Genomic DNA, 21,836 nt, shown 5'->3' on the forward strand with positions numbered 1-21,836 from the left:
AGTCATACGCTAGAACTCACCATTGTTCGAATCCATACGATAAGTCACGGTATAATCAAAAGAAAATCACCTTCATTCAAAGCCTGTCTTGAAAATCTTGTGTGAGATGAGACACTTCACGCTGCGGGGGTTGCGGGGGTCAGTGCGGGGGTTGGCTCCGCTGGATCGACTGGTGAAGTGCTATGGCGAAAGTGACGGGAAAGCTGAATCCTAAGACCGTCGCCGGTGCTTTGAAGCCCGGCTATCACGGCGACGGCGGCAACCTTTATCTGGTCGTGAAGAAGTCCGGGTCGAAGGCCTGGGCATTCATCTACCGCTGGCACGGTCGCGAGATCGAAAAGGGGTTTGGCCGGTTGCAGGATGTATCGCTTGCGCAGGCGCGAGAGCGAGCCGCTGCAGCGCGCACTAAGTTGGCGCAAGGCGACGACCCATTTGCTCGAGATCTTCCAATGGAAATACCGACGTTCGGCGATTTCGCGGACGAGGTGGCCGCTACCCTGTCGACCGGCTTCAGGAACGCGAAGCATCGTGAGCAATGGAAGATGTCGCTGACGAAGCACGCCCGGAAGCTCCGCGAAATGCCTATCGACCAGGTCGACGCCCAGGATGTCGTCACCGTGCTAAAGCCCATCTGGACCAAGACGCCTGAGGCGGCCGACCGGACCCGGCTCCGGATCGAGCGTGTGCTAGATGCTGCCGCCGCGCGGGGCTTTCGAAATAGGGATCAAATCAACCCGGCGTCTTGGAAGGGTAACCTAAAACACCTGCTTCCGGCGCGGCAGAAGCTGAGCCGAGGTCACCATGTTGCGATGGCGCATGCGTCGGTGGGTCAGTTCGTGGCGGACCTTAGAATGCGGGGAACGATCCCCGCCCTGGCGCTGGAATTTTTGATTTTGACCGCGGCGCGTTCCGGAGAGGTCTTCGGCGCGACATGGGGCGAAATCCATGACGATGTCTGGGTGGTGCCGCGCGAGCGTATGAAGGCCGGACGCGAACACCGCGTACCATTGAGTGCAGCGGCGCTCGATGTGCTTGAGCGGGTTGGAGGAGCCGCCCGCAAGCCCAGCGCTTTGATTTTCGCGAACGGGCGACGCTATCGCGATAAGGCTGGGGCACGACCGCTGGGGATCAATTCGCTTTCGAACCTTATGGGGCGAATGACGGATCACCACTTCCTGATTGGGGGCAAGCGGCGGGCTGCAACGCCACATGGATTTCGATCGAGCTTTAGAGATTGGGCCGGCTCAGAAACTGAGTATCCGCGTGAGATCGCCGAAGAAGCGCTTGCCCATTTGGTCGGCAATGCAGTTGAGCGCGCCTATCGCCGGAATGATGCGCTTAAGCGGCGTCGCGTCATGATGGAGGACTGGGCAGCCTACATTGGAGGATCGCCGCGCGGAAGTGAGGGGAGCTCTGATCTCAAGGCAGCTTAAGGCGCCGGCGACGCTATTGAGGACTTTCGCTGCGCCTGCTCTCTGGCGACCGATGACCAGGCAACGACTTCCGGTTTTAGTCCGAGGGTGACGCCTCCTGGCTATCGTTTATCCGGCTTGCGATAACCACATTTCCGCACTTCGCATTAACCGGCTCGGCGCACGAGACGCCGATGTCCGCCGATCTCGCCAGCTTCATCGCCGCCGCACACGCGGCAGGCCTTGGAAGACGTCTCGCCGTGCTGGCAGAGGACGTCGACAGGGCGATCACAGAGTACCCGGCGGGCCGAGACACTGCCTATCTCAAGCGGCTTACAGGGCAGCGGCGCCGGCTGCTGAGCCCTGATCTCGACTTGGTCGGCGCGGTGGCCGCGGACATCTGCGCGAGCGACCCCAAAGCTCGAGCGACGCTCGCGCCGATGGCCCGGTCTCTGGCCCACCGTTTCCCCGCGCTGACGCCTGTCGCACGTTTTGAATCCGTCGCCGGGGGAAATGCTTGAACGATAGCGAGGGCTCAGGTCACGTAACGGAACGTCAGTCCCATCCCGCGCAACAATCGCCGATAGCCAAGCGAGGTTTTGTCGGCCGGAAAGTGGGCCTCTTCGCTCGGTTCGAGCGGTAGTTCCTCCGGGGTCTGACGCTCCACCACGGCCGCGTCCTCGGCGAAGATCTGGGCGTTGAAGGCATAGACGTCCTCCACGTCGCCGGTGGTGTCGAAGTTGCGGACAAGCGGCACGAAGAGGCGCGTCTTCCGCGCCGAGACCGGGCTGGGTAGGTTGAGGATGCTGAGACGCTGCTCGCCGGGGAAGAAGATGGTCAGGTGGGCTGCGAAGGGGGGCTGGATCTCGAACCGGCGCAACCAGCGAAAGTCCGGCGGCGCCAGGTGACGCAGGTGGCGTGGATAGTTGCTGACGCTGCTCCAGTAGTCGGTCCGCAGGCCCGTGTCGGTGACCTTGGTGTCATAGATCGGAACCACAGGGTCTTCGCGATCGGCGAAAGCCTCGTGGTGAACCCAGGCGAAGTGGGCGACATCGACGAAGCCCTCCATCTGACGGGCGGCCGAGCCGGCGATGTCGACGAAAGGCGTCACGATCTGCTGGAAGCCGTCGGCGTCCCACAGCGGGAAGCTGGGGATAGCGGCGGTCTCGTCGCTGGGGTCAAGGCAGGTCCACACCAGACCGTAGCGCTCGACGGCGGGGAACATGCCGACCTTCAGGCGGCGGGAGGGCTCAAGGTCCGGGTGGGCGGGGATCTTGCGGCACTGACCGTCGGGACCGTACCGAAGGCCGTGATAGGCGCAGACGATCTCCTCGCCCTCGACCCAGCCCATGCTCAAAGGCAAGCCCCGGTGCGGGCAGAGGTCGCGCGCCACCCGCACAGTGTCGCCGGCGCGATAGACCACCAGCGGCAGGTCGAGCAGGGTGACGGCCTGCGGTTTGTCGGCAAGATCGGCGAGGCGGGCGACGGGGAACCACTGGCGCGCCAGGATGGCCCAGTCCGTCGGGTCGAACGTGCAGTCTCGCGGCAGGAAGCCCGGCGGCAAGGGACCAGCGGATGCCTGAGCGCGGGCGTCGAAGGCTTGGGTGACGGCGGTCATGGCGTCAGCTCCTGAAAGAACTGACCCCATGAAAATGTAATAAGAAAATTACTTACAAGCGTCCTGGACGAGTTGGGGTCGGATTTCGTCTGGCGCCGAAAAAATGGTCATCGACAGCGGCTTCACGCCTGTGCCGAAGTCCGGGGAAGGCCGTCAGGCTTCCCGGGTGGCGCTTCGGCCCGACCCGATTGGGATCGGACCGAAGGCAAGGTGAGAAACAACCCTTTGCGGGCACAGCTCGGCGCCGCTTGGTCACCCGGCGCGATTGATCCTGAATGCGTGGCCTTCAGGGTCGCGGAGAACCGACTGGTACCAGCCGTAGTAGGTCTCGAAAGGCGCTTTGACCTGGGTCGCGCCCTGCAAAAGGGCCTTGGCCGTGAGCGCATCGACGGCTGCGCGATCGGGGACCTCGAACGTCAACAGCGCCTGGTCGCCGAGGGCGTCGGTCGCCTGTTCGAGGCCGAGGAGCGCATAGGCGTCGTGAGCGCTGAAGCCGATCGAGGCGGCGCCAGTGCGAGCTCCGCGGAACATCGGCGAGCGGCTCTCGACGATCTCCTCCAGGTCGAACAGGCCCTGGTAGAAGCCGAACATGGCCTCGATGTCGGTGCAGAAGAGGTTCACATAAGACAGGGCGACCTTCGTGCTCATGCCGCGCGCCCGTAGGTCTTGGCGTACATGTTGGCGATGTGCTGACCCACCGTGGTCTCTGCGAACAGAGGCTCGCCGCTCTGGGGCATGCAGGTCGGCACGCATTTGACCTGGTAGTGATAGTCCGGGTCGAAGAAGGTCGGACACGAGTAGCGGTCTCGGCCGCTGCTGTTGTTGAGGACCCGGTGCGGGGTCGAGTGGTAGAGCCCGTTGGTCAGGACCGGCATCATCTCGCCCAGATTTATGATGAAAGCGTCCTGGACGTAGGGCGCCTTAAGCCAGTCGCCGGCCGCGTTCTCGATTTCCAGCCCGCCCACGTCGTCCTGCAGCAGCAGCGTCAGCATGCCCCAGTCGGTGTGGGCGCCGGCGCCCAGCTGGTTGAAGGCGGCGTTGGCCGGATGCGGCGGATAGTGGAGCATGCGGCCGATATAGAGCGGGTCGACAAGGCCCTCGTCGAAATAGGACTCGGGCAATTCCAGCGACAGCGCGATGCAGCGCATCAGGTGTGAGCCGAGCCGCACCATGTGCCCCATATATTCGTTGAACTGACGCTTGAAGTGCGCGGGCGTGGTCGGCCACTGGTTGGGGCCGGTGTTGGGCACGCCGTTGACGACGTCCGGATGATCCTCGGGCCGGTCGACGCCCATCAGGAAACCTTCCTTCAGGTCCGGCGGGGAGCCCTCGTCCAGGGTCTGGGCCGCCATCGCTTCGAAGCCGCGCGTACACTTGGACTTGGCGACTTCGACCTCGGCCTTGACCGCTGGCGGCAGGCTGAAGAATTCCCGCGCCAGCGTCAGGTGCCGCGCCATGACCTCTGGCGGCACGCCGTGGTTCTTGATGTAGAAGAACCCGGTGTCGCGGCAGGCCTTATGGATCTCCCAGGCGACGGCCTTGCGGTCCTCGATGTCGAGGGAAAAGCTTGGGCCCAGGTCGATCACCGGAATGAACTCGGCGGGCTTGGGGGGCGTGTAGAGTTTCATGGCGGCCTCCTAGTTGGTCGCTTCGGCGAATTTGGGCGTGTCGTTCATCTTGGCCATCTTGGACTGCAGATGAGCGTTGGCCGTGGTGACGGGATATTTCGGCGCCTGGGCGGTGCAGGTCGGGATGCACGCGATCCGCGCGTCGTAATTGGGCTGGTGGAAGAAGACGAGCGACTGGCGGCGGCTGCCGACGGCCTTGTCGCGCGGCGGATTGACCACCCTGTGCATGGTCGAGACCCACTCGTCGTTGGTCCAGTAGGCCATCAGGTCGCCGAGGTTGATGATGAAGGCGTCGGCCACGATCGGCACGGCCTCCCAGCGACCATCAGCCGTCTGCACCTCCAGGCCGCCGGGCTTGTCCTCGGTCTTGAGGATCGTCAGGCTGCCGTAGTCGGTGTGGGCGCCGGCCCGCAGCTGGCCGTCCATCACGCCGTCGGGTTGATCGGGGTAGTTGCTCAGGACCAGGTTGGTCGTGTGTTTGTCGAACTTGTCGTCGAACCAGCTCTCATCAAGGCCAAGGCCCAGGGCGCACAGGTTCATCAGCAGGCCCGCCAGCTCTTCCATCTGGCGATAGTAGGCTTCGATCGCGGGGCGGAACTGCGGATCTGCCGGCCAGATGTTGGGAAGGAAGATTTCCTTGGCCAGATCAGTCCGGTAGTACGGGTCGGCCGCATCGACATCGACCGGGCCTAGCGTGAAATACTCGCGGTGGTCGGGCTTGGCGTTCGCTTCGTCGATCGTGCTGGCTAGGTTGCCCGTCTCCAGGCCGAAATAGCCGCGATAGACCCCCTTGGATCGGGGCCGCGACCGGCCCTTCTCCGACGGGGACAGGTCATAGAAGCGTCGGGTCACGGATGAAGCGGCCTCGATCACTTCCTGCGGCACGCCGTGACCGCGGACGACTAGGAAGCCGATGGATCTTGCGGCCTCGTCGATTTGTCTGGCGACGGCGAGTTTGTCGGCCTGCGAGCCCAGGCGCGCTGGCGTCAGGTCGATGATCGGCACGGATTTCAAGGCGGTCACGATAGGCTCCATGCTGCGGCCAGGCCGCGAACTTGCTCAAGGGTGGAGGGGGGCGGCCGATCCGCCTTCGGCGGCCGGGCGCGGCGAAGACGTCGATTTGAACAGCAGGTTGAGGGCGATCGCGCTGACGACGCCGATCAGCATTCCATTCTCGAGGAACGGCGCCAGCGCCTTGGGCAGTCGATCGAACAGCGTCGGTCGGAACATCGGCAGCAGGCCCAGCGCGAGGCTCACGGCGACCACGGTCAGCCGGCCTGGCTGGGCGTAGTCCACCTCGCTGAGCGCATGCACGCCCGCCGCGGCGACCATACCGAACAGCACCAGCCCCGCGCCGCCGAGGACGGGCGACGGAAGGCCCGCGACCAGCAGCGAGAGTTTGGGGACCATCGCCAGGACGACCAGCAGCGCGCCGGCCGTCGCACAGACCCAGCGGCTGGCCACGCCAGTTAGCCCCACCAGGGCGATGTTCTGGGAATAGGAAGTGCAGGGAAAGCTTCCCAGCAGTCCGCCGATGATCGAGCCCAGGGCGTCGGTGCGCAGGCCGCGGGCCAGCGCCTCGGCGTCCAGTGGACGTCCGGAAATGCGGCCCAGCATGATCAGCATCCCGCTGGATTCCACCAGGGTGATCAGCATCACCACCACCATGGTCGTCGAGGCCGCCAAGTCGAAGTGCGGCCAGCCCATCTGGCCTGGCAGAGGAGGCGCAATCCAGGCGCTGTCGGCCAGGGACACAGGCGCAAGAGCGCCTACCGCCCCGGCGAAGACCACGCCGACGATCATTCCTGCGAGGATGGCCGTGGCCGCCAGGAAGCCGCGACCAAACCGGCTGATCGTCAGGATCGCCGTGAGTGTCACGGCTGCGATCAGCAGGTTGACCGGGTCGCCGAAACGCGCCGCTCCACGACCGCCCGCCGCCCAGTCGGCCGTGACGCCGATCAACGAGACGCCGATCAGCAGCATGGCCGTGCCGGTCACGACAGGGGTCAGGACATGGGTCAGCCGGCTCATGAAGGGGATGACCAGCAGCCCGACCACCCCCGCAACGATCGCCGCGCCGAACACCTCGGCCAGGCCATGGGGACTGGCCGAGGCGATCGCGACGGCGGGCAGGGCGCCGACGAAGGTCACGCCCATGACCACCGGGAGCTTGATACCGAAGGGGCCAAGGCCCAGGCACTGAACGATGGTCACCACCCCGCTGGTCAGCAGCGAGGCGCTGACCAGAAAGCCCGTTTCGGCGGGCGTCAGCCCGAGCGCGCCGGCCACGACCAACGGGACGGTGATGGCGCCGGCGTACATGCTCAGCACATGCTGGATGGCCAGGAGGAGCAGCCGGCCGGCCGGCGGGCGAGCGTCCACGGCGCTGGCGACGAGCTTTGCCATGGCTAGAACTCGTACCTGACCGTCGCGATCACTTGGCGAGGGGCGATGTACTCCTGGCTGGTGGTGAAGCGGCCGAACGGGTTGGTGTAGCGGGAATTGACGCCGGCCTTGTCGAGGAGGTTGGTCACCGACAGGCGCAGGGTGACGGGCCGATCGGTCAGGGCGTATTCCGCGCCGATGTTGACGGCGGTGTAGCCAGGGACGCGGTCTCGGGCGCCGTCGTTGAAGATCCGGTACTGGAACCCGCCGCGATAGAGCGCCTCCGCCCACGACCGCAGTTGGCCAGGACCGACGTCGGCCGTATGGGTCAGCGTTATCGCGCCTTGCGCCTTGGGCAGCTTGGGAGGCTTGTTGCCGTTGGTGTTGCGCACCTGCTGGGCGCGAAGGCCGATCGTGTAGGCGTCGAACGGCCCGTAGCCGAGCGCGGCGGCGGCCAGGGTGGCGTCATGGGCGCGCGAAGGGTCCAGTGCGAAGTAGTCGCCGACCATCTCGCCGTCGAGGGTCGTCGCGTTCGCGGCCAGGTGCAGCGACGAGGACAGCCGCCAGTTCAGCTCGGCTTCCGCCCCCCAGATGTGCGACTCCGGGATGTTGGCCACCCCGCCCTGGTAGGGAACCGGATCTTCCTCCTGATACTGCAGGTTCTTGTAGTCGTAGTAGAAGGCCGCGGCGTTGAGGGTGAGGCGATTGTCGAGGAAGCGGTTCTTGGCGCCGAGCTCATAGGCCCAGACGAATTCGGGCTCGAAGGTCAGCGGCACCAGGGCTGGGGCGCTGTTGTTGCTGACGCCGCCGGGTTTGTACCCCCGCGAGACGCTCGCATACAGCATGCTGCGCGGGGTCAGATCGTAGTCGAGCTCGGCCTTGCCGGTCAGGGCCTTGGCGTCGGTCTTCTGGTGGGACGCCGGCGAGAAGATGTTGAATAGCGTTTCGTTGACGCTCGTGAAGCGATCGTAGTTGTAGCGCAGGCCAAGCGTCGCACGCAGGGCTTCGGTGACGTGGAACGTGCCTTGCGCGAAGGCGGCGTAACTGTAGCGCTGCTGGCGCGAGTTCAGAGCGTAGTCGAGATTATAGGGATAGTTGGCGAAGGTTAGCGGCAGGCTGAGGCTGTAGGTCGGGTTGGCGTCGCTGCCGACAAACTCGAGGATGTCCTGGCCAAGCTTCTGGTAGAGGGCGTAGGCCCCGACGATGTAGTCGAGACGCCGCTCGCCCTGCGAGGATAGGTTGAACTCCTGGCTGTAGGCGTCGACGCTGTTGTCCCAGTACGGCATGTGATCGTAGAGGCCGTAGGCGGCGTAGTTCAGGCGATCCGTATCGACCTGGTTGTGATTGCGCGTGCGCTGGTACGAGGTCAGCGACTTCAGGGCCACGTCACCGAAGTCGTATTGCAGATCGAGATAGGTGAGGAAGAAGTCGAGCTCGTACCTGTTGGGATAGTCCTGGGAGATCCTGCGCGGGTCCGTATCGGGGTCGTCGAGGTTCTTCTGAGCCGCGCCATGTTCGTCGGCACGGAAGATTTGCGCCGACAGTTGCGCGGAGAACTGGGCGTTAGGCTCCCAGCGCAGCGCCACCCGGGCGGAGTTGTGGTTGGCGTCGTCGAGGTCGTAGTCGGCAAGCCCCGTCTGGGTGGCGAAGCCGTCATGGGTGTAGCTAGAAGCGCTGATGCGCGCCGACAGCGTCTGGCTGATCGGCAGGTTCACCGCGCCGCTGGCCTTGACCAGATTATAGTCGCCCAGGCTCAATTCTCCGAAGCCCGAGACGGTGTCGCTGTTGGGCTTGGTGGTGATCGAATTGAGGACGCCGCCGGTGGCGCTCTGGCCGAAGACCGTGCCCTGCGGGCCGCGCAGCACTTCGAGACGCGCGATATCCAGGAAGTCCGTCGTGAGCGCGTAGGGGCTAACCACATAGACGCCGTCGACGTGGAAGGAGGTTCCCGGAACGGCGCTGAGATTGTCCGAGGCCTCGTAGCCAACGCCCCGGATCGAGACCACCCGCACATAGCCGCCACTCTTGGCGACGGTCAGGCCAGGCACATAGCCGTTGAGGTCGCTCAGTTGCTGGACGTTCGCGGCCGCCAGTTTTTCGGGGCTGAGCACAGAGATGGCGAGCGCGGCCTTCTGCAGTGTCACTTCGCGCTTTTCGCCGGTGACCACGATCTCGGTGACGACGTTAGAGGGCTCGGGGTCCGGCGTTGCTGCGCTCGCCGTCTCGGCGGCGAACGCCTGAGCGGACGTGGCCAGGGAAAGGATCGACGCCCCCGCCAACCACGACGACTTCGAGAAGATTGTCTGCCCCACAAGCGGCTCCCCCGGCTTGGCTGTCCGGGCTCCCCTTGGCTCGGACCCCTTTAAGCTAAGGTGGACGAGTGGTGCATTCCAGCGCTAAAAAACGACCATGGTGTTCTAGAAATTAGAACGGTGATGAGGTCTCCATGTTCGACAGGGCGGCGATCTACTTTGACGAAGTCGCCAGGCGCGGCTCGGTCCGCAAGGCGGCCGAACGGCTCCATATCGCGCCTTCAGCCGTGGATCGGCAGATCCTCCAACTCGAAGAGCGCATCGGCGCTCCGCTTTTCGAGCGCTTGCCGCAAGGCCTGCGGATGACCGCGGCCGGCGAGATGCTGGTCGAAGCGGTGCGGCGCTGGAGGCGCGACTTTGGACGTGTCCAATCGCAGATCAAGGACCTGCAGGGGCTCTACCGCGGAGAGGTCTCATTGGCGCTGGTGGAAGGCGCGGTGGACTTCATCACCGACGCGCTCTGCGCGTTCCGCGCACGCTACCCCGGTATCCAGTACCGAATGCAGGTCTGCGGGTCCCAGGCCGTGGACGATCTGGTCCTTAGCGGGGAGTTCGATCTTGGCCTGACGTTCAATCCCCCAAAGACCCACGCCCTCAGAGCCGAGCGCTCTTTGATCTACCAGATCGGTGCGGTGGTTCCCGCTGGCCATCCTCTGGCGGACAAGGATGAGGTCAGCTTCGCTGACTGTGACGAGTGGGGCGTCGTGGCCCCGGACGACTCGATATCAATTCGTCCGATCTTGGAGGGCTGCTGGCAGGCGGCCATGGGCGAGCCGTTGCGGCATAACGCGACCGCCAACAGCATCACCTTGGTCAAGGCGATGGTGCGCAGCGGCATAGGCGTTGGCGTACTCACCCGCCTCAACATCCTCTCCGAATTGCGCGCGGGAGAGTTCGTCTACGTGCCGTTTTCGCATCCCAAGATTCCGTTGTCGGTGCTGTCTTTGGTTGTGCAATCGGGAAGGGCACTTTCGGTCGCGGCGTCGGCGTTTCTCCAAGAGCTAGACGCGGCCATGCAACATGAGGACGAGCCCTCGGTCTGAGGGGCGATCGACAGCTCACGACGCTCGCAAAGGGCGTGCTTGTCCGGCCATAAAAGCAAGTTCCGTACGGCTAGGCCGAGAAGAGATTCTGCACGGCGCGGCCTTGAGAGGTCTTTCGGAGGGCTGGTCGCGACCAGGGTGCGCCCTGCCAATTTTTAGGGAGTACGGTCCTGAAAAGCTTGGCTTGGGGGAAGGTGTCCTGTCCAATATGAGGAGAATCTGGAAAAGTGGTATGACCAAATGCGCGGTCTTCCCTGGAGAGGTCCTGGACAATGAAGCAGTTGCAGCGCCGTTCCTTGCTGGCAGGCGGGGGAGCTCTGACGATCGCAGGCCTTGCATCTCCGGCGCTCGCTGGCGCGGCCAGGGATCAGAACGCGCTGTATCGAACGCCCTACAAATATGGACGGTTGGTTCTAGGTCCGACGAACGAGGCTGGCGCTTTCGACGAGAAGCTGGTCGATTGCCCGTTCGTTTTCTCGGCCAATGATCGCTTCTACCTCGTCTATTCCGGCTGGGACGGCACAGGCTATCAGACCGGTATCGCCGAGAGCCAAGACCTCGTCTCCTGGAGTAAGCGGCGACTGATCCTGGCGCGCCAGCCGGGTGACCCCATCACCAGTTTCAACGTCAACATGGCCACTATCCTGCGTGAGAACGATCTCTTCTCGCCAGGGCGGCTCGTAAAGGTGAACGGACGCTATCTGGGCGCCTGGCACGCCTATCCTTCGCCAGGATATGAGGAAGGTCCCGCGGTGATCGGCCTGGCCTGGAGCGATGACCTCGTCCATTGGGAGCGCACGGCCCCTATCCTTTATCCGCAGGATGGCGCCTCCTGGGAACGTGGCGGCCTATACAAGCCCTACTTGATCAAGGTGGGCGACACGTATCATCTCTACTACAACGCCAAGGAGGTCACGCCCGGCTGGCCATGGCGCGAGCAAACCGGGCTTGCGACCTCAAAGGATCTGAAGACCTGGACACGGCATACGTCCAACCCGTTGATCCGCAATGGCGCGCCAGGTGCTCCGGATACCCAATTTGCGAGCGATCCTGTCGTCTACAAACACGGTGATCGTTGGGTGATGTTCTACTTTGGTCTTTCGACCGAAACGAAGAAGGCCGTCGAGTTGTTGGCGGTCGGGAAGTCCCCGGGCAAATTCACAAAGTCATCCGAAGTGCTGATAAATGTCGGCCCCAAGGGGGCGGTCGATGATCTCTATGCTCATAAGCCATCGGTCATCTATCACGATGGCGCGCTTTACCACTTCTATTGCGCGGTGAGTGGAACAGGCTCCAAACAGGTTCGAGGCATTTCGGTCGCCCGGTCCAAGCCCTGGTAATCCCTTGAGAGCTGTCTGGGGCCGTCGTCGACGTCCTGCGATTACATTGGCGTCGACGAGGCCCTATTGGCGAGGTCCTGACCAGCTGAAGCGACTGCCGGTCACCCGACTGGAAAATCGGACTATGTGGCTTGGTGATCCCGTTAGCTCCCCGGCCTCTGGCGAGCGCTAACCGTGGTCAACCGCGCGCGTCGGACGGGCTTGGTAGATCGGCGTCCAGCGCGGCGCCGCGCTCGTCGGGCGGGGCGTCGCAGCGCCAACCGCCGTCACGGTCAGGTCGTCGAACCAGGGCGTGGACAGGCGGGTCTTCTCGGCGCCGGCCAGGAGGCCCGCCATGCCGGCGGGGTAGAGCGTGTTCTCGGCGGTCAGCACCGGGGCGTCGTCGACCAGGCCGGTGATGCGCGGACCTTGGAACCGCAAGGCCAGCCGCAGCCAGCGGCCGGGCTCGGCGCCGGCCAGGACGGTGTCGCCCCGCACCAGCTCGCCGCCCTCGCCCTCGAACTTGCCGGCCTTGATCAGGGCCTGCTGCTCGGCGTCGCCCACGGCCTCCCTGGGATTGCAGGTTGTCATAGTCGACATGGAAGACGGTTGCGTTGAGGGTCAGTCGCCTGTCCAGCAGCTGCGAGCGAAGGCCCGCCTCGAAGGACAGCGACTTTTCCGGCGCCACGGGCCCGGCGTCCGCCCGAGCCTGGTTGAAGCCGGTGGACAGGTCGTAGACCTGACCCTTGTGACCGGTGGACACCGAGCCGAAAGCCATCAGATCGTCGGTGAATTCATGCTTGAGGCCAAGGCGATAGGTCACGACGTCATCCTTGGCGCCGCCCGACCATGCCGCGGCCGCCCGAAGGTCGGCGAACCAGTAGTCGATGTCCTCACGTTGGGCGCGCGCGCCCAGGGTGGCCGTCGTGCGCGGGAGCACGCGCCAGTCCAGCTGGCCGAACGCGGCCATCTGCTGAGAGCCGGCCGCAGCCTTCCAATCGGCGAGCGAAAAGACCGGGCCGCGCTTGTAGGCGCGCTTGATGGTGCTGCTGCCGTAGTAGAGGCCGACGGTGTAGGTCACCGGCCCGCCGGACGGCGACAGCAGGCGCACTTCCTGGGTCAGCATGTTGGCGCGCGACTTGCCCACGCCGGTGTTGGAGATCAGCGTCGAGGCTGTGCGGTCGGAGTCCAGCTTGTCACCGGTCACGAAGTGATCGTTGGAGGTGACCGAAACCAGCGAGTGCTCGCTGGGCAGTTCCCACGCCACGCGCAGGGATTGGCCGAACGCCTCGCTACGCGCGTACGGCGTCTCGTTGAGCGCGGTCTGAAGGTTGTCGGGTCCAGGCGTGATCCCGGGCATGACGACGGCCGGGGTTTGGGTGGCGTTGCCCCGCAGGCGGGCGTTGGGAGACAGGCGCAGATAGGTGAAGGCGGGGTCGGCGTCGGTCTTGGCGTAGTTCAGGGTCAGGTTCGCCGACACCTTGTCGGTGGGGCGCCACACCAGCTTGCCGCGCAGCGTGGTGTTGGTCGAGCCGTTCAGCGTGTCGCCGTTGACGACATTCTTCACGTTGCCGTCGAAGTCGCTGTAGGAGCCGTTGAGGCGGAAGCGAAGGGTGTCCGACAGCGGCCCCGACAGGGTGAGGCCAAGACGGTATTCCTCATCGCTCGTCACCGTAACCGCTGCGCGGCCCGTGAGCTCGGCGGTTGGGTCGCGGGTTACGATGTTGATCAGGCCGGCCGAGGCGTTCTTGCCGTAGAGGGTGCTTTGCGGACCGCGGAGCACTTCGACCCGCTCTATGTCGGCCAGATCGGTGAAGGCGCGGGCCTGGAATGCCACCGGCACCTCGTCGATCTGCACGGCCACGGACGGCTCGGCCGCCAGGGTGAAGGCGAAGGACCCGATGCCCCGGATCGAGATGGACGCCGCCGAGGGCTGGTCGGACTGACGGATACCCAGCGAGGGCGTGACCTTCACCAGGTCGCCGAACTCGCGGACCGATGCGCGCTCCAGCTGAGCGCCCGAGACGACGCTGATGGCGAGGGGAACGTCCTGCACGTTCTCGGCGCGCTTTTGCGAGGTGACGACGATTTCGCTGAGCGCCTCAGCTTCAGCGTTTGCGGCCGCCGCCACGGACTGGGGGGCGGCCGTGGGCGCGCGTTGCAGCAGGATCGCGCCACGTTCGGTGCGAACGCTTACCAAGCCCGTGCCAGCGAGCAGCCGCTGCAGGGCGGCTTCGGCAGAAAGATCGCCTTTCACCGCCGAGGCGGTCTTACCGGCCGTCAGGTCCTCGGTGAAGAGCAACTGTTGCTGGGTCGCGCGGCCGTAGTCGCGGAGGGCCTGCGACAGCGGTTCGGCGGGAATGTCGAAGGCGTAGCTGCGCGTCTGGGCCAGCGCGGTGTTCGCGCCGAGCGAGATGGCGATCGCGGCCGCGAGCGCGGTGGTGCGATAGAGTCCACGTAGTGAGTGCATCTGGGCGTTCCCCTCCTTGGTCGAGGCCGACTGATCGCGGCCTTCACAAGAGCAGGACGAGGCTCGTCCGAAATCCCTCCGAGGATTTCGCAAATTTCTACCGGCTCGATCTCAGAACGATACCCGCCGGCGTCCTGGTGGCGCGAACGGGCAGGGTGCGTTGGACGGCGTCGATGAAGGTCTCGACATCCCCGGCGTTGAAGACGCCCGACAGGCGCAGGTCCGCCGAAGGTCCCTCAACGAAGATCGGCTCGGGACTATAACGACCCACCCGCTGGGCGACCGCGCCGAGGGGTTCGTCGGCGAAGACGAGCTGACCGGTTTCCCAGGCCACGGCGCGATCGACGCTGGCAGGCTCGATATGGGCCGCTGCGGGTGCTGGCGCTGCGGCCGCGCCGGGCGCTTCTGCGACCGCCGCCAGCTGCTGGCCGGCGGTGAGCTTGGCGATAACGATCGGCGGGGGGCGGGGATTGAACGGCAGTTTGGAGGCTGGCGCGTTTTTCAGGATGGTCACCCGCCCCTCGATCAGGGTGACCAAGACCTTGGGGCCAAGAAGGTCGACATTGAAATTCGTGCCCGTCGCCACGACCACTTGGTCGCGCGCTCGCACGGAAAACGGCCGGGCGCTGACGTGGGCGACGTCAAAGCGCGCCTGGCCGCGCACCAATTCCAAGTTCCGGGCATGGCGCTTGAGCCGCACTTCCAGGCGGGTGTCGGAGTCGAGGGCGACGCGCGAACCGTCGGCCAGCGTAAGGACACGACGCTCGCCCAAAGCGGTCTCATAGGTGGCCGGTCGTCCAACGGTCCAACCAGCAACCCCGGCGGCGGTGATGACGGCGACGACGATGATCGCTGCAGTCAGGCCGCGGCTGGACCGCCAAGGCCGTGCCGGCTTGTGCGATCGTCGTGCGAACTGAAGCGCGGCCTCGCGCGCGGCCATCGTCTCGGCGGCTGTCGCGTGGGACGCGATGTGCTCCAACGGCGCCTGGACCTGGGTCCAGGCCCGAAGATTGCGAACGTCTTCGGCCAACCAGGCCTCGAAGCCGATGCTCGATTCCTGATCGGCCTCGTCCAGCGCGACCCGCCAGGCCGCTGCGGCCGTCAGGCGCTCCAGGTCCGATTGCTCGGGTCGATCGATCACGACACAGGTCCGTATTTGCGCGCCAGATGCAGAGTGGCCCGGATGACATGCTTTCAACCGTGCTGACGCCGATGCCCAGCAGCTCGGCGATCTCGCGATGCTTCATGTTTTCCAGGCGGTGCAAAACGAAGATGGCCTTGGTTTTCTCGCCTAGCTCGTCAATCGACCGGAAGACGTCGGCGAGCGCTTCCCTCCCTAGCAGGACGCGCTCGGGCGAGATTTCCTCCTGAGCCTGGCGTGAAATTTCGGCGACAAGGTGCGGATCGATGCTGACGCTTTGGGCTTCGTGACGGCGCGCCACGTTCTTGGCGCGGTCTCGCAGCAGGTTGGCGGCGACCGTAAACACAAAGCGGTCGGCGTTCTCGAGGCGGTCCACCTCGCTTGATCCGACGAGCTTGACGAAGACCTGCTGGGTCAGGTCTTCGGCTTCGGCGCGATTGAATACGCGCCGTAAAAAGAAACTCATCAAGGGGCGGCGGAACCGCGTGTCCAGCTTCTGCAGGACCTCGGGGTTCCGCGAGAGCGCTGGTGAACTCATCGTCTCCTCGGCCTCATGTCCGCCGCGAGCGTCGCGGGCCGCGGTCCAGTCAGCCTCAAGCCCGGCCCGTCCATCATTGCGGGGACAATCGCGGAGCCTTGATGTGGCGTCAATCGCTCTGGCCAATTTGATCATCCGGCCTGACCGATTTGCGGTCGAGACATCACGGGCCCTACCGAGCGCACGAAACCTCGCGAGACCGCCACCGGAGCCGTTAGGTGTGACCTTTGCAGAAGGGACGCGATGGCCGCGACGCTATGCGGGCAAGCGAGGCAAACCGCGCCGGCGCGATCGGCGCCGCGGCGCCGCCTTGACACCCGGCTCTCACCTTGGTGGGCCGGAGCCTGGTCGGGGAGTTGGAAAAGTCGTGCGAGGACCCCTAGCGGCTTTGGCGCGAGCGCTTGGACATTCCGCCAGGATCCCCGGCCAAGCGACGGCGACCTTAGGCCGCCGCCAAGATGCGGTCAAAGCCGCTGCGCCACGCCAGCGCCTGTCTTTGCCGCTGGGTGTTCGCTGACGGGCAAAAGGCGCTCGCGCTGGACCTATCGGCCGACATCCTGGCCGGCGTGGCGCGTGAAAAGCTCATACCCGCAGCTCGAATCCAGTGGGCGTCGGTGCTCGTCGCGGGCGTCCTGGTGCTCATGGGCGTCTGGGGCGCAACTCAGTGGACGGCGGCCGCCCTCGGCTACCAGGCCGGACTTGGCAAGCCCTGGACCCACCTCTTTGACGTTCCGATCTATCCGCCCGTCGCCTTCTTCGTCTGGTGGTTCGTCTACGAGGCCTATGCGCCGGCGGTGTTCCTCAGGGGCGCCTTAATTGCTGCGTCAGGCGGGCTCGCGTCTGCGGTCGCCGCGATCGCGTTGTCGGTGTTGACCGCGCGTGAGACGGCGGTGGCCGAGACCTTCGGTTCAGCAAGATGGGCCACGCCGGCTGAGGTCCGGCAGGCGGGTCTCCTCAACGACCGCGGGGTCGTTCTTGGTCGCTACGGCGAGGAGTATCTTCGCCACGACGGTCCCGAGCATGTTCTCTGCTTTGCCCCAACGCGAACGGGCAAGGGCGTGGGCCTTGTGGTTCCCACCCTCCTGACCTGGCCAGCCTCGGTCATCGTCCACGACATCAAGGGGGAGAACTGGACGCTGACGGCGGGATTTCGCGCCCGTCTCGGACGCTGCTTGCTGTTTGATCCGACCAACCTGGAAAGCTCGGCCTACAACCCGCTCCTGGAGGTTCGCCGTGGGGCCTTTGAGGTCCGCGACGTGCAGAACATCGCCGACATCCTCGTCGATCCGGAGGGGTCGCTCGACAAGCGTAGCCATTGGGAGAAGACCAGCCACTCGCTGCTCGTGGGCGCGATTTTGCACGTCCTCTACGCGGAAAACGACAAGACGCTGGCGGGCGTGGCCACCTTCCTGTCCGATCCTGAACGGACGATCGAGCAGACCTTGGCGCTGATGATGCGCACCGCCCACCTAGCCGACGGCGGCGTCCACCCCGTCGTCGCCAGCGCGGCGCGCGAACTGCTCAATAAAAGCGACAACGAGCGATCGGGCGTACTGTCGACCGCGATGACCTTCCTTGGCCTCTATCGCGACCCGGTGGTGGCGCAGGTCACGTCCCGCTGCGACTGGCGGATCGAAGATCTCGTCTCGGGACCGCCGTGCTCGCTCTACCTGGTCGTGCCGCCGTCCGACGTCAGTCGCACCAAGCCGCTGATCCGCCTCATCCTCAACCAGATCGTTCGCCGCCTGACCGAGAGCCTGGATGGCGTCGACGCCCGTCAGGAGATGCTGCTGATGCTGGACGAGCTTCCTGTCCTGGGCAGGCTCGACTTCCTGGAGAGCACCCTGGCCTTCATGGCCGGCTATCGGGTCCGGGCTTTCCTGATTACTCAGTCCCTCAACCAGATCGAACGGGCCTATGGGCCCAACAACGCCATCCTCGACAACTGTCACGTCAGGGTCTGTTTCGCCACCAACGACGAGCGGACGGCCAAGCGGGTGTCGGAGGCCTTGGGCACGGCGACCGAAGTCCGCGCCATGCGCAACTACGCCGGCCATCGCCTGTCGCCTTGGCTTGGACACCTCATGGTCTCCAAGGCCGAGTCGCCAAGGCCCCTGCTGACCCCGGGCGAGATCATGCAGCTCCCCCCTCACGAGGAACTGGTGATGCTGGCCGGCGCAGCGCCGATCCTGGCGCTGAAGGCGCGGTATTTCGAAGATGAGCGGTTGCGGGGGCGCATCCTTGCGCCGCCATCGCCCTGGCGGGGCAAGGGCGGTCCTGGGCTCTGGCCGCGAGCCGGATCCAGCGACCAACAGGAGGCCGCGGCCCAACCGGCGCGGATAGAACAAAGACTGGAACGCGAGAGCCCGGTGTTGATCGGCGAGCGCTTCGACCCCGTGCGCAATGAGTTCGGGTTCGATGAGACCGACGACCCCATCGAAAGACGTCGCCAGGACAATGATCGCATCGCCGACCTGGCCCGCCAGGCGGCCATGGATCCCGACGACGGCGTGGAGCTCTGAGCGTGCGAACGAAACACACTTTCCGCTTGCCGCCCCAACTGGCCGCGCGGCTTGCCGAATACGCCCTTCGCAAGCGCGTCTCCCAAGCCATGGTGGTGGAGGCGGCGCTGGAGAGCTTCCTGTCGCCCGACAGCGCCGAGCAACTCGAAGCAGCCATGAGCCGACGCCTCGACCGCCTGTCTCGCCAGGCCGATCGGATCGAGCAGCAGTCTCTGATTGCCAATGAAGCCTTGGGCCTCTTCGTGCGGTTCTGGCTGGCCAACACCTTGGCGCTGCCCGAGGCTGCGCTTGCTTCCCAACAGGCCAAGGGCAAGGAGCGCTACGAGAACTTCCTCGCCGCGCTTGGTCGGCGCCTCTCCAAGGGCCAGTCGTTGTCACAGGATGTGGCCGCGGCCGCGCCCGATCTGGAGGAGTAGGCAGAGGCGGCGCCCGGCAAGGCCAACCTCGCACCGGGGCGTAAATCCTGCGGCTCATTCACCTGGCATGCTGCATTGCGGGATCCGGCGATCCTCGCAGGCGTTAGCCCATGGGCGCGCGTGGTCGCTGCGGAGCCGAAGCGTGAAGCGCCCCTTTCGCGGCCTGATCAAACTGTCCAGAGCCGCGCGTAAAGGGCCGCTTGCGACAGCGTTCGCCCTGCAGCGACTGATGGTGGCGTCGACGCCGAAACCCAAGCGCGCCAAGCCAAAATCGACGACCAAGCCGAAACCCAAGACCAAGCCGAAGTCCAAGGTCGCCCGGCCGCGCGGCGCCGCTGCACGCCCCCAGCGCCCACCCGCAGGCAGCTTCACGGATGGGCGGTTCAGTGGCCCGCACGGCGGCCTGGACTACAAGCTCTACACGCCCGTCGGCTCTCCCCGCCGCCGCTTGCCGCTGGTGGTCATGCTGCATGGGTGCAATCAGTCGGCCGCCGATTTCGCGGCGGGCAGCGGCATGAACGCCGTCGCCGACGAGCTCGGCTTCCTCGTGCTTTACCCACAGCAGTCGACCTCATCCAACCTCGGGCGCTGCTGGAATTGGCACCGGGCCGGCGATCAGGAACGCGGGTCGGGCGAGCCCGAGGCGATCGCCGCCCTGACGCGCCACGTCATCGCGCTTTGCAAGGCCAATCCCGATCGCGTCTACATCGCGGGTCTCTCGGCCGGCGGCGCGGCCGCGGCGATCACGGCGGCCGCCTATCCAGATCTCTATGTCGCCGTAGGTGTCCATTCAGGGGTGGCCCGAGGGGATATTCGCACCTTGCGCGGCGCGATGGCGGCAGTGCGCAGCGGGCTTGCGCGAGCCGCGCCGGCAAAGCCACTCGACCGCTTCCCACCATCGTCTTCCACGGCGACCAGGACAGGGTCGTGCACCCCGGCAACGCGGATGGCTTTCTGCAACATCTCCAGAGATCGAGCACGGCGCCGTTGGTCGGTCGGTCCGAGCAGGGCCAAGCGCCTGGCGGTCGCGCCTTCACCCGCTCGATCTACAGCTATGGCTTCGGGGATGTGCGCCTGGAGGATTGGAGGGTGCACGGCGGCGGACACGGCTGGTCCGGCGGGCGGGCTTTCGGGTCCTACACCGACCCAGGCGGCCCGGACGCATCGCGCGCGATAGCCAACTTCTTCCTGGCGCGTCGACGCCCAAAGGCCGGCGCCGCTTAGGGGCGGCAGGTCGCAACAATCCTCCATCCTGGCGGCGGTCCTTGTGCTTCTACGGATTGCCGTAGAGGCGGAAAACCGCGCGCCTCCGCCGTCTTTACGCTGGCGCCTGTCTTTGCACGCTGCCCTGCGAACGGCCTGAAACCCTTGTTGCGCAACCGCTCAGCGGGTCTTCCTTAGTCAGCCTCCACGCCGCCCAGCGGCAATCGAGGCGCCATCCGTGTCCATCCATCCCATTGCCGGCGAGGGCCGCCAGCGCAGCCAGAAGATGCTGCGAACCGCGCTGGGCGCCTACTTCTGGGACAGCCTTCAGGCTGAGACCGTGGTGGAGGTGATGCTCAATCCGGACGGTCGCCTTTGGCTGGATCGTCTGGACGAGGGGCTGGTCGATACCGGCGAGCGGCTCTCGGCCGATGAGGCCGAGCGTGTCATCCGTCTGGTGGCCCATCACGTTGGACGTGAAGTCCATGCGGGCAAGCCGCGGCTCTCGGCCGAGCTGCCCGAGGGCGGGGAGCGCTTCGAAGGCCTGCTTCCGCCCGTGGTGGCCGCGCCGACCTTCGCGATCCGTAAGCCGGCCTTCCTGGCGCCCCGGCTCGAGGCCTATGTCGCCCAGGGCGTCATGACCAACGCCCAGGCCTTGATCTTGCGATCGGCCATCGCCGAGCGGCGCAACATCCTGGTCGTCGGCGGGACTTCGAGCGGCAAGACCACGCTCGCCAACGCCCTCTTGGCCGAGTTGGCAGAGAGCACCGAACGCGTCGTCCTGATCGAGGACACCGTCGAGCTGCGGTGCCCAGCGCCCAACACGGTGGCGTTGCGCAGCAAGGAAGGGGCGGCCAGCCTCACCGAGCTGGTGCGCTCCACGCTGCGTCTGCGACCGGACCGCATCGTGATCGGCGAAGTTCGCGGCCCCGAGGCCCTCGATCTGGTCAAGGCCTGGGGCACGGGTCACCCGGGCGGGGTGGCCACGATCCACGCCGGTTCCGCGCAGGGCGCGCTGCGCCGTCTCGAGCAGCTGATCCAGGAAACCGCGCTCGAGGCGCCGCGCGAACTGATCGCCGAGACGATCGACATCCTCGCCGTCCTGAGCGGACGCGGCGTTCACCGCCGCCTCATCGAACTCGCCGCCGTCGAGGCCTTCGACGCTGGCCAGTACCGCCTTTCCAACCTCGGAGACATCCAATGACGCAGGGTCGTCCCGCGCCGTCGCTCAAGCGGCGGCTCCTGTCCGGCTCCATGCTCGACCGCCTCGGGATCGCGGCGGTCACCCTCGCCGGCGTGGTCTATGCCGCGCCGGCGCAGGCGGCCGGCTCGTCGATGCCGTGGGAGGCGCCGCTCCAGTCGATTCTGGAGTCGATCGAAGGTCCGGTCGCCAAGATCGTGGCGGTGATCGTCATCATCGTCACGGGCCTGTCCCTGGCCTTCGGCGAAACCTCGGGCGGCTTTCGCCGCCTGATCCAGATCGTCTTTGGCCTGTCGATCGCGTTCGCCGCCTCCAGCTTCTTCCTGAGCTTCTTCTCCTTCGGCGGCGGGGCGCTGATCCTGTGATCGGCGAGCTGCCCCAAGGCTATTTCGCGCCCGTCCGGCGGGCGTTGATCGAGCCGATGCTGCTGGGCGGGGCGCCGCGTACGGTGGCCATCGCCAACGCCACCCTGGCGGCGGCGCTGGGTCTTGGCCTTCGCCTCTGGCTCGTGGGCCTGGCGATCTGGCTGGTCGGCCACGCCCTGGCGGTCTGGGGGGCCCGTCACGATCCGATGTTCGTGGAGGTGGGCCGCCGTCACCTGCGCTATCCCGCCTATTTCAGGACCTGA

General features: G+C 65.6%; 18 protein-coding genes and 1 pseudogene. 10 read left to right on the forward strand and 9 right to left on the reverse strand.

Annotated elements, in window-relative coordinates:
- The first annotated feature begins 182 nt into the window (after positions 1 to 182).
- Positions 183 to 1,433, forward strand: coding sequence for a tyrosine-type recombinase/integrase (locus I4Q42_RS15815; protein ID WP_198577050.1), 1,251 nt, complete (start codon positions 183 to 185; stop codon positions 1,431 to 1,433).
- Positions 1,434 to 1,606: 173 nt separating this feature from the next.
- On the forward strand, positions 1,607 to 1,933 hold the full coding sequence (locus tag I4Q42_RS15820) for a hypothetical protein (protein ID WP_198577051.1): 327 nt from the start codon (positions 1,607 to 1,609) through the stop codon (positions 1,931 to 1,933).
- Between the two features lie 14 nt (positions 1,934 to 1,947).
- Here the strand turns inward: I4Q42_RS15820 and I4Q42_RS15825 are convergent, their stop codons facing one another.
- The 6 genes from I4Q42_RS15825 to I4Q42_RS15850 form a co-directional block, all read right to left on the reverse strand.
- On the reverse strand, positions 1,948 to 3,030 hold the full coding sequence (locus tag I4Q42_RS15825; RefSeq protein WP_198577052.1) for a Rieske 2Fe-2S domain-containing protein: 1,083 nt from the start codon (positions 3,028 to 3,030) through the stop codon (positions 1,948 to 1,950).
- A 252-nt stretch (positions 3,031 to 3,282) separates the two neighbouring features.
- Positions 3,283 to 3,678: a VOC family protein gene (locus I4Q42_RS15830; RefSeq protein WP_198577053.1), complete on the reverse strand. Its 396-nt coding sequence runs from the start codon at positions 3,676 to 3,678 to the stop codon at positions 3,283 to 3,285.
- On the reverse strand, positions 3,675 to 4,658 hold the full coding sequence (locus I4Q42_RS15835; protein ID WP_198577054.1) for an isopenicillin N synthase family dioxygenase: 984 nt from the start codon (positions 4,656 to 4,658) through the stop codon (positions 3,675 to 3,677). Before I4Q42_RS15835 ends, I4Q42_RS15830 begins: the two co-directional genes overlap by 4 nt.
- 9 nt (positions 4,659 to 4,667) lie before the next feature.
- Positions 4,668 to 5,681 carry an isopenicillin N synthase family dioxygenase gene (locus I4Q42_RS15840; RefSeq protein WP_198577055.1) on the reverse strand — a complete coding sequence of 338 codons (1,014 nt, stop codon included), beginning with the start codon at positions 5,679 to 5,681 and terminating at the stop codon, positions 4,668 to 4,670.
- A gap of 36 nt (positions 5,682 to 5,717) precedes the next feature.
- Positions 5,718 to 7,064, reverse strand: coding sequence for a nucleobase:cation symporter-2 family protein (locus I4Q42_RS15845; protein ID WP_198577056.1), 1,347 nt, complete (start codon positions 7,062 to 7,064; stop codon positions 5,718 to 5,720).
- Between the two features lie 2 nt (positions 7,065 to 7,066).
- Positions 7,067 to 9,355, reverse strand: a complete 2,289-nt coding sequence (locus I4Q42_RS15850) for a TonB-dependent receptor (RefSeq protein ID WP_198577057.1) — start codon at positions 9,353 to 9,355, stop codon at positions 7,067 to 7,069.
- 134 nt (positions 9,356 to 9,489) lie between these two features.
- Here I4Q42_RS15850 and I4Q42_RS15855 point away from each other — a divergent pair, with 134 nt between their 5' ends.
- Entirely contained in the window at positions 9,490 to 10,398 is a 909-nt protein-coding gene (locus I4Q42_RS15855) for a LysR family transcriptional regulator (RefSeq protein ID WP_198577058.1), read from the forward strand.
- A 272-nt stretch (positions 10,399 to 10,670) separates the two neighbouring features.
- Positions 10,671 to 11,738, forward strand: coding sequence for a family 43 glycosylhydrolase (locus I4Q42_RS15860; protein WP_198577059.1), 1,068 nt, complete (start codon positions 10,671 to 10,673; stop codon positions 11,736 to 11,738).
- A gap of 178 nt (positions 11,739 to 11,916) precedes the next feature.
- On the opposite strand, the gene I4Q42_RS15865 is transcribed toward I4Q42_RS15860, so the two are convergent.
- From I4Q42_RS15865 to I4Q42_RS26635, 3 genes and pseudogenes are all read right to left on the reverse strand, one after another.
- Entirely contained in the window at positions 11,917 to 14,187 is a 2,271-nt protein-coding gene (locus I4Q42_RS15865; RefSeq protein WP_198577060.1) for a TonB-dependent receptor domain-containing protein, read from the reverse strand.
- Positions 14,188 to 14,284: 97 nt separating this feature from the next.
- A complete protein-coding gene (locus tag I4Q42_RS26120; protein WP_332873091.1) occupies positions 14,285 to 15,328 on the reverse strand; it encodes a FecR family protein in 1,044 nt (347 codons plus the stop codon).
- Positions 15,329 to 15,389: 61 nt separating this feature from the next.
- Positions 15,390 to 16,001 (reverse strand): annotated as a pseudogene (locus I4Q42_RS26635) (RNA polymerase sigma factor); the annotation flags it as partial.
- Between the two features lie 506 nt (positions 16,002 to 16,507).
- On the opposite strand from I4Q42_RS26635, the gene I4Q42_RS15875 reads away from it, so the two are divergent.
- The 6 genes from I4Q42_RS15875 to I4Q42_RS15900 all read left to right on the forward strand — a co-directional run bounded on the left by I4Q42_RS15875 (position 16,508) and on the right by I4Q42_RS15900 (position 21,836).
- On the forward strand, positions 16,508 to 18,388 hold the full coding sequence (locus I4Q42_RS15875) for a conjugal transfer protein TraG (RefSeq protein WP_232793206.1): 1,881 nt from the start codon (positions 16,508 to 16,510) through the stop codon (positions 18,386 to 18,388).
- Between the two features lie 2 nt (positions 18,389 to 18,390).
- The gene (locus I4Q42_RS15880; RefSeq protein ID WP_198577063.1) at positions 18,391 to 18,804 is read left to right on the forward strand and encodes a CopG family transcriptional regulator; all 414 of its coding nucleotides are present in this window, start codon (positions 18,391 to 18,393) and stop codon (positions 18,802 to 18,804) included.
- Between the two features lie 142 nt (positions 18,805 to 18,946).
- Positions 18,947 to 19,981: an extracellular catalytic domain type 1 short-chain-length polyhydroxyalkanoate depolymerase gene (locus I4Q42_RS15885; RefSeq protein WP_198577064.1), complete on the forward strand. Its 1,035-nt coding sequence runs from the start codon at positions 18,947 to 18,949 to the stop codon at positions 19,979 to 19,981.
- Positions 19,982 to 20,293: 312 nt separating this feature from the next.
- Positions 20,294 to 21,211: a P-type conjugative transfer ATPase TrbB gene (gene trbB / locus I4Q42_RS15890; protein ID WP_198577155.1), complete on the forward strand. Its 918-nt coding sequence runs from the start codon at positions 20,294 to 20,296 to the stop codon at positions 21,209 to 21,211.
- Positions 21,212 to 21,261: 50 nt separating this feature from the next.
- Complete coding sequence (locus tag I4Q42_RS15895) at positions 21,262 to 21,573, forward strand: TrbC/VirB2 family protein (protein WP_198577156.1); 312 nt, start codon at positions 21,262 to 21,264, stop codon at positions 21,571 to 21,573.
- Positions 21,570 to 21,836, forward strand: a complete 267-nt coding sequence (locus I4Q42_RS15900; RefSeq protein WP_332873092.1) for a VirB3 family type IV secretion system protein — start codon at positions 21,570 to 21,572, stop codon at positions 21,834 to 21,836. Before I4Q42_RS15895 ends, I4Q42_RS15900 begins: the two co-directional genes overlap by 4 nt.

This window comes from Caulobacter hibisci, assembly GCF_016135805.1.
Lineage (GTDB): Bacteria > Pseudomonadota > Alphaproteobacteria > Caulobacterales > Caulobacteraceae > Caulobacter > Caulobacter hibisci.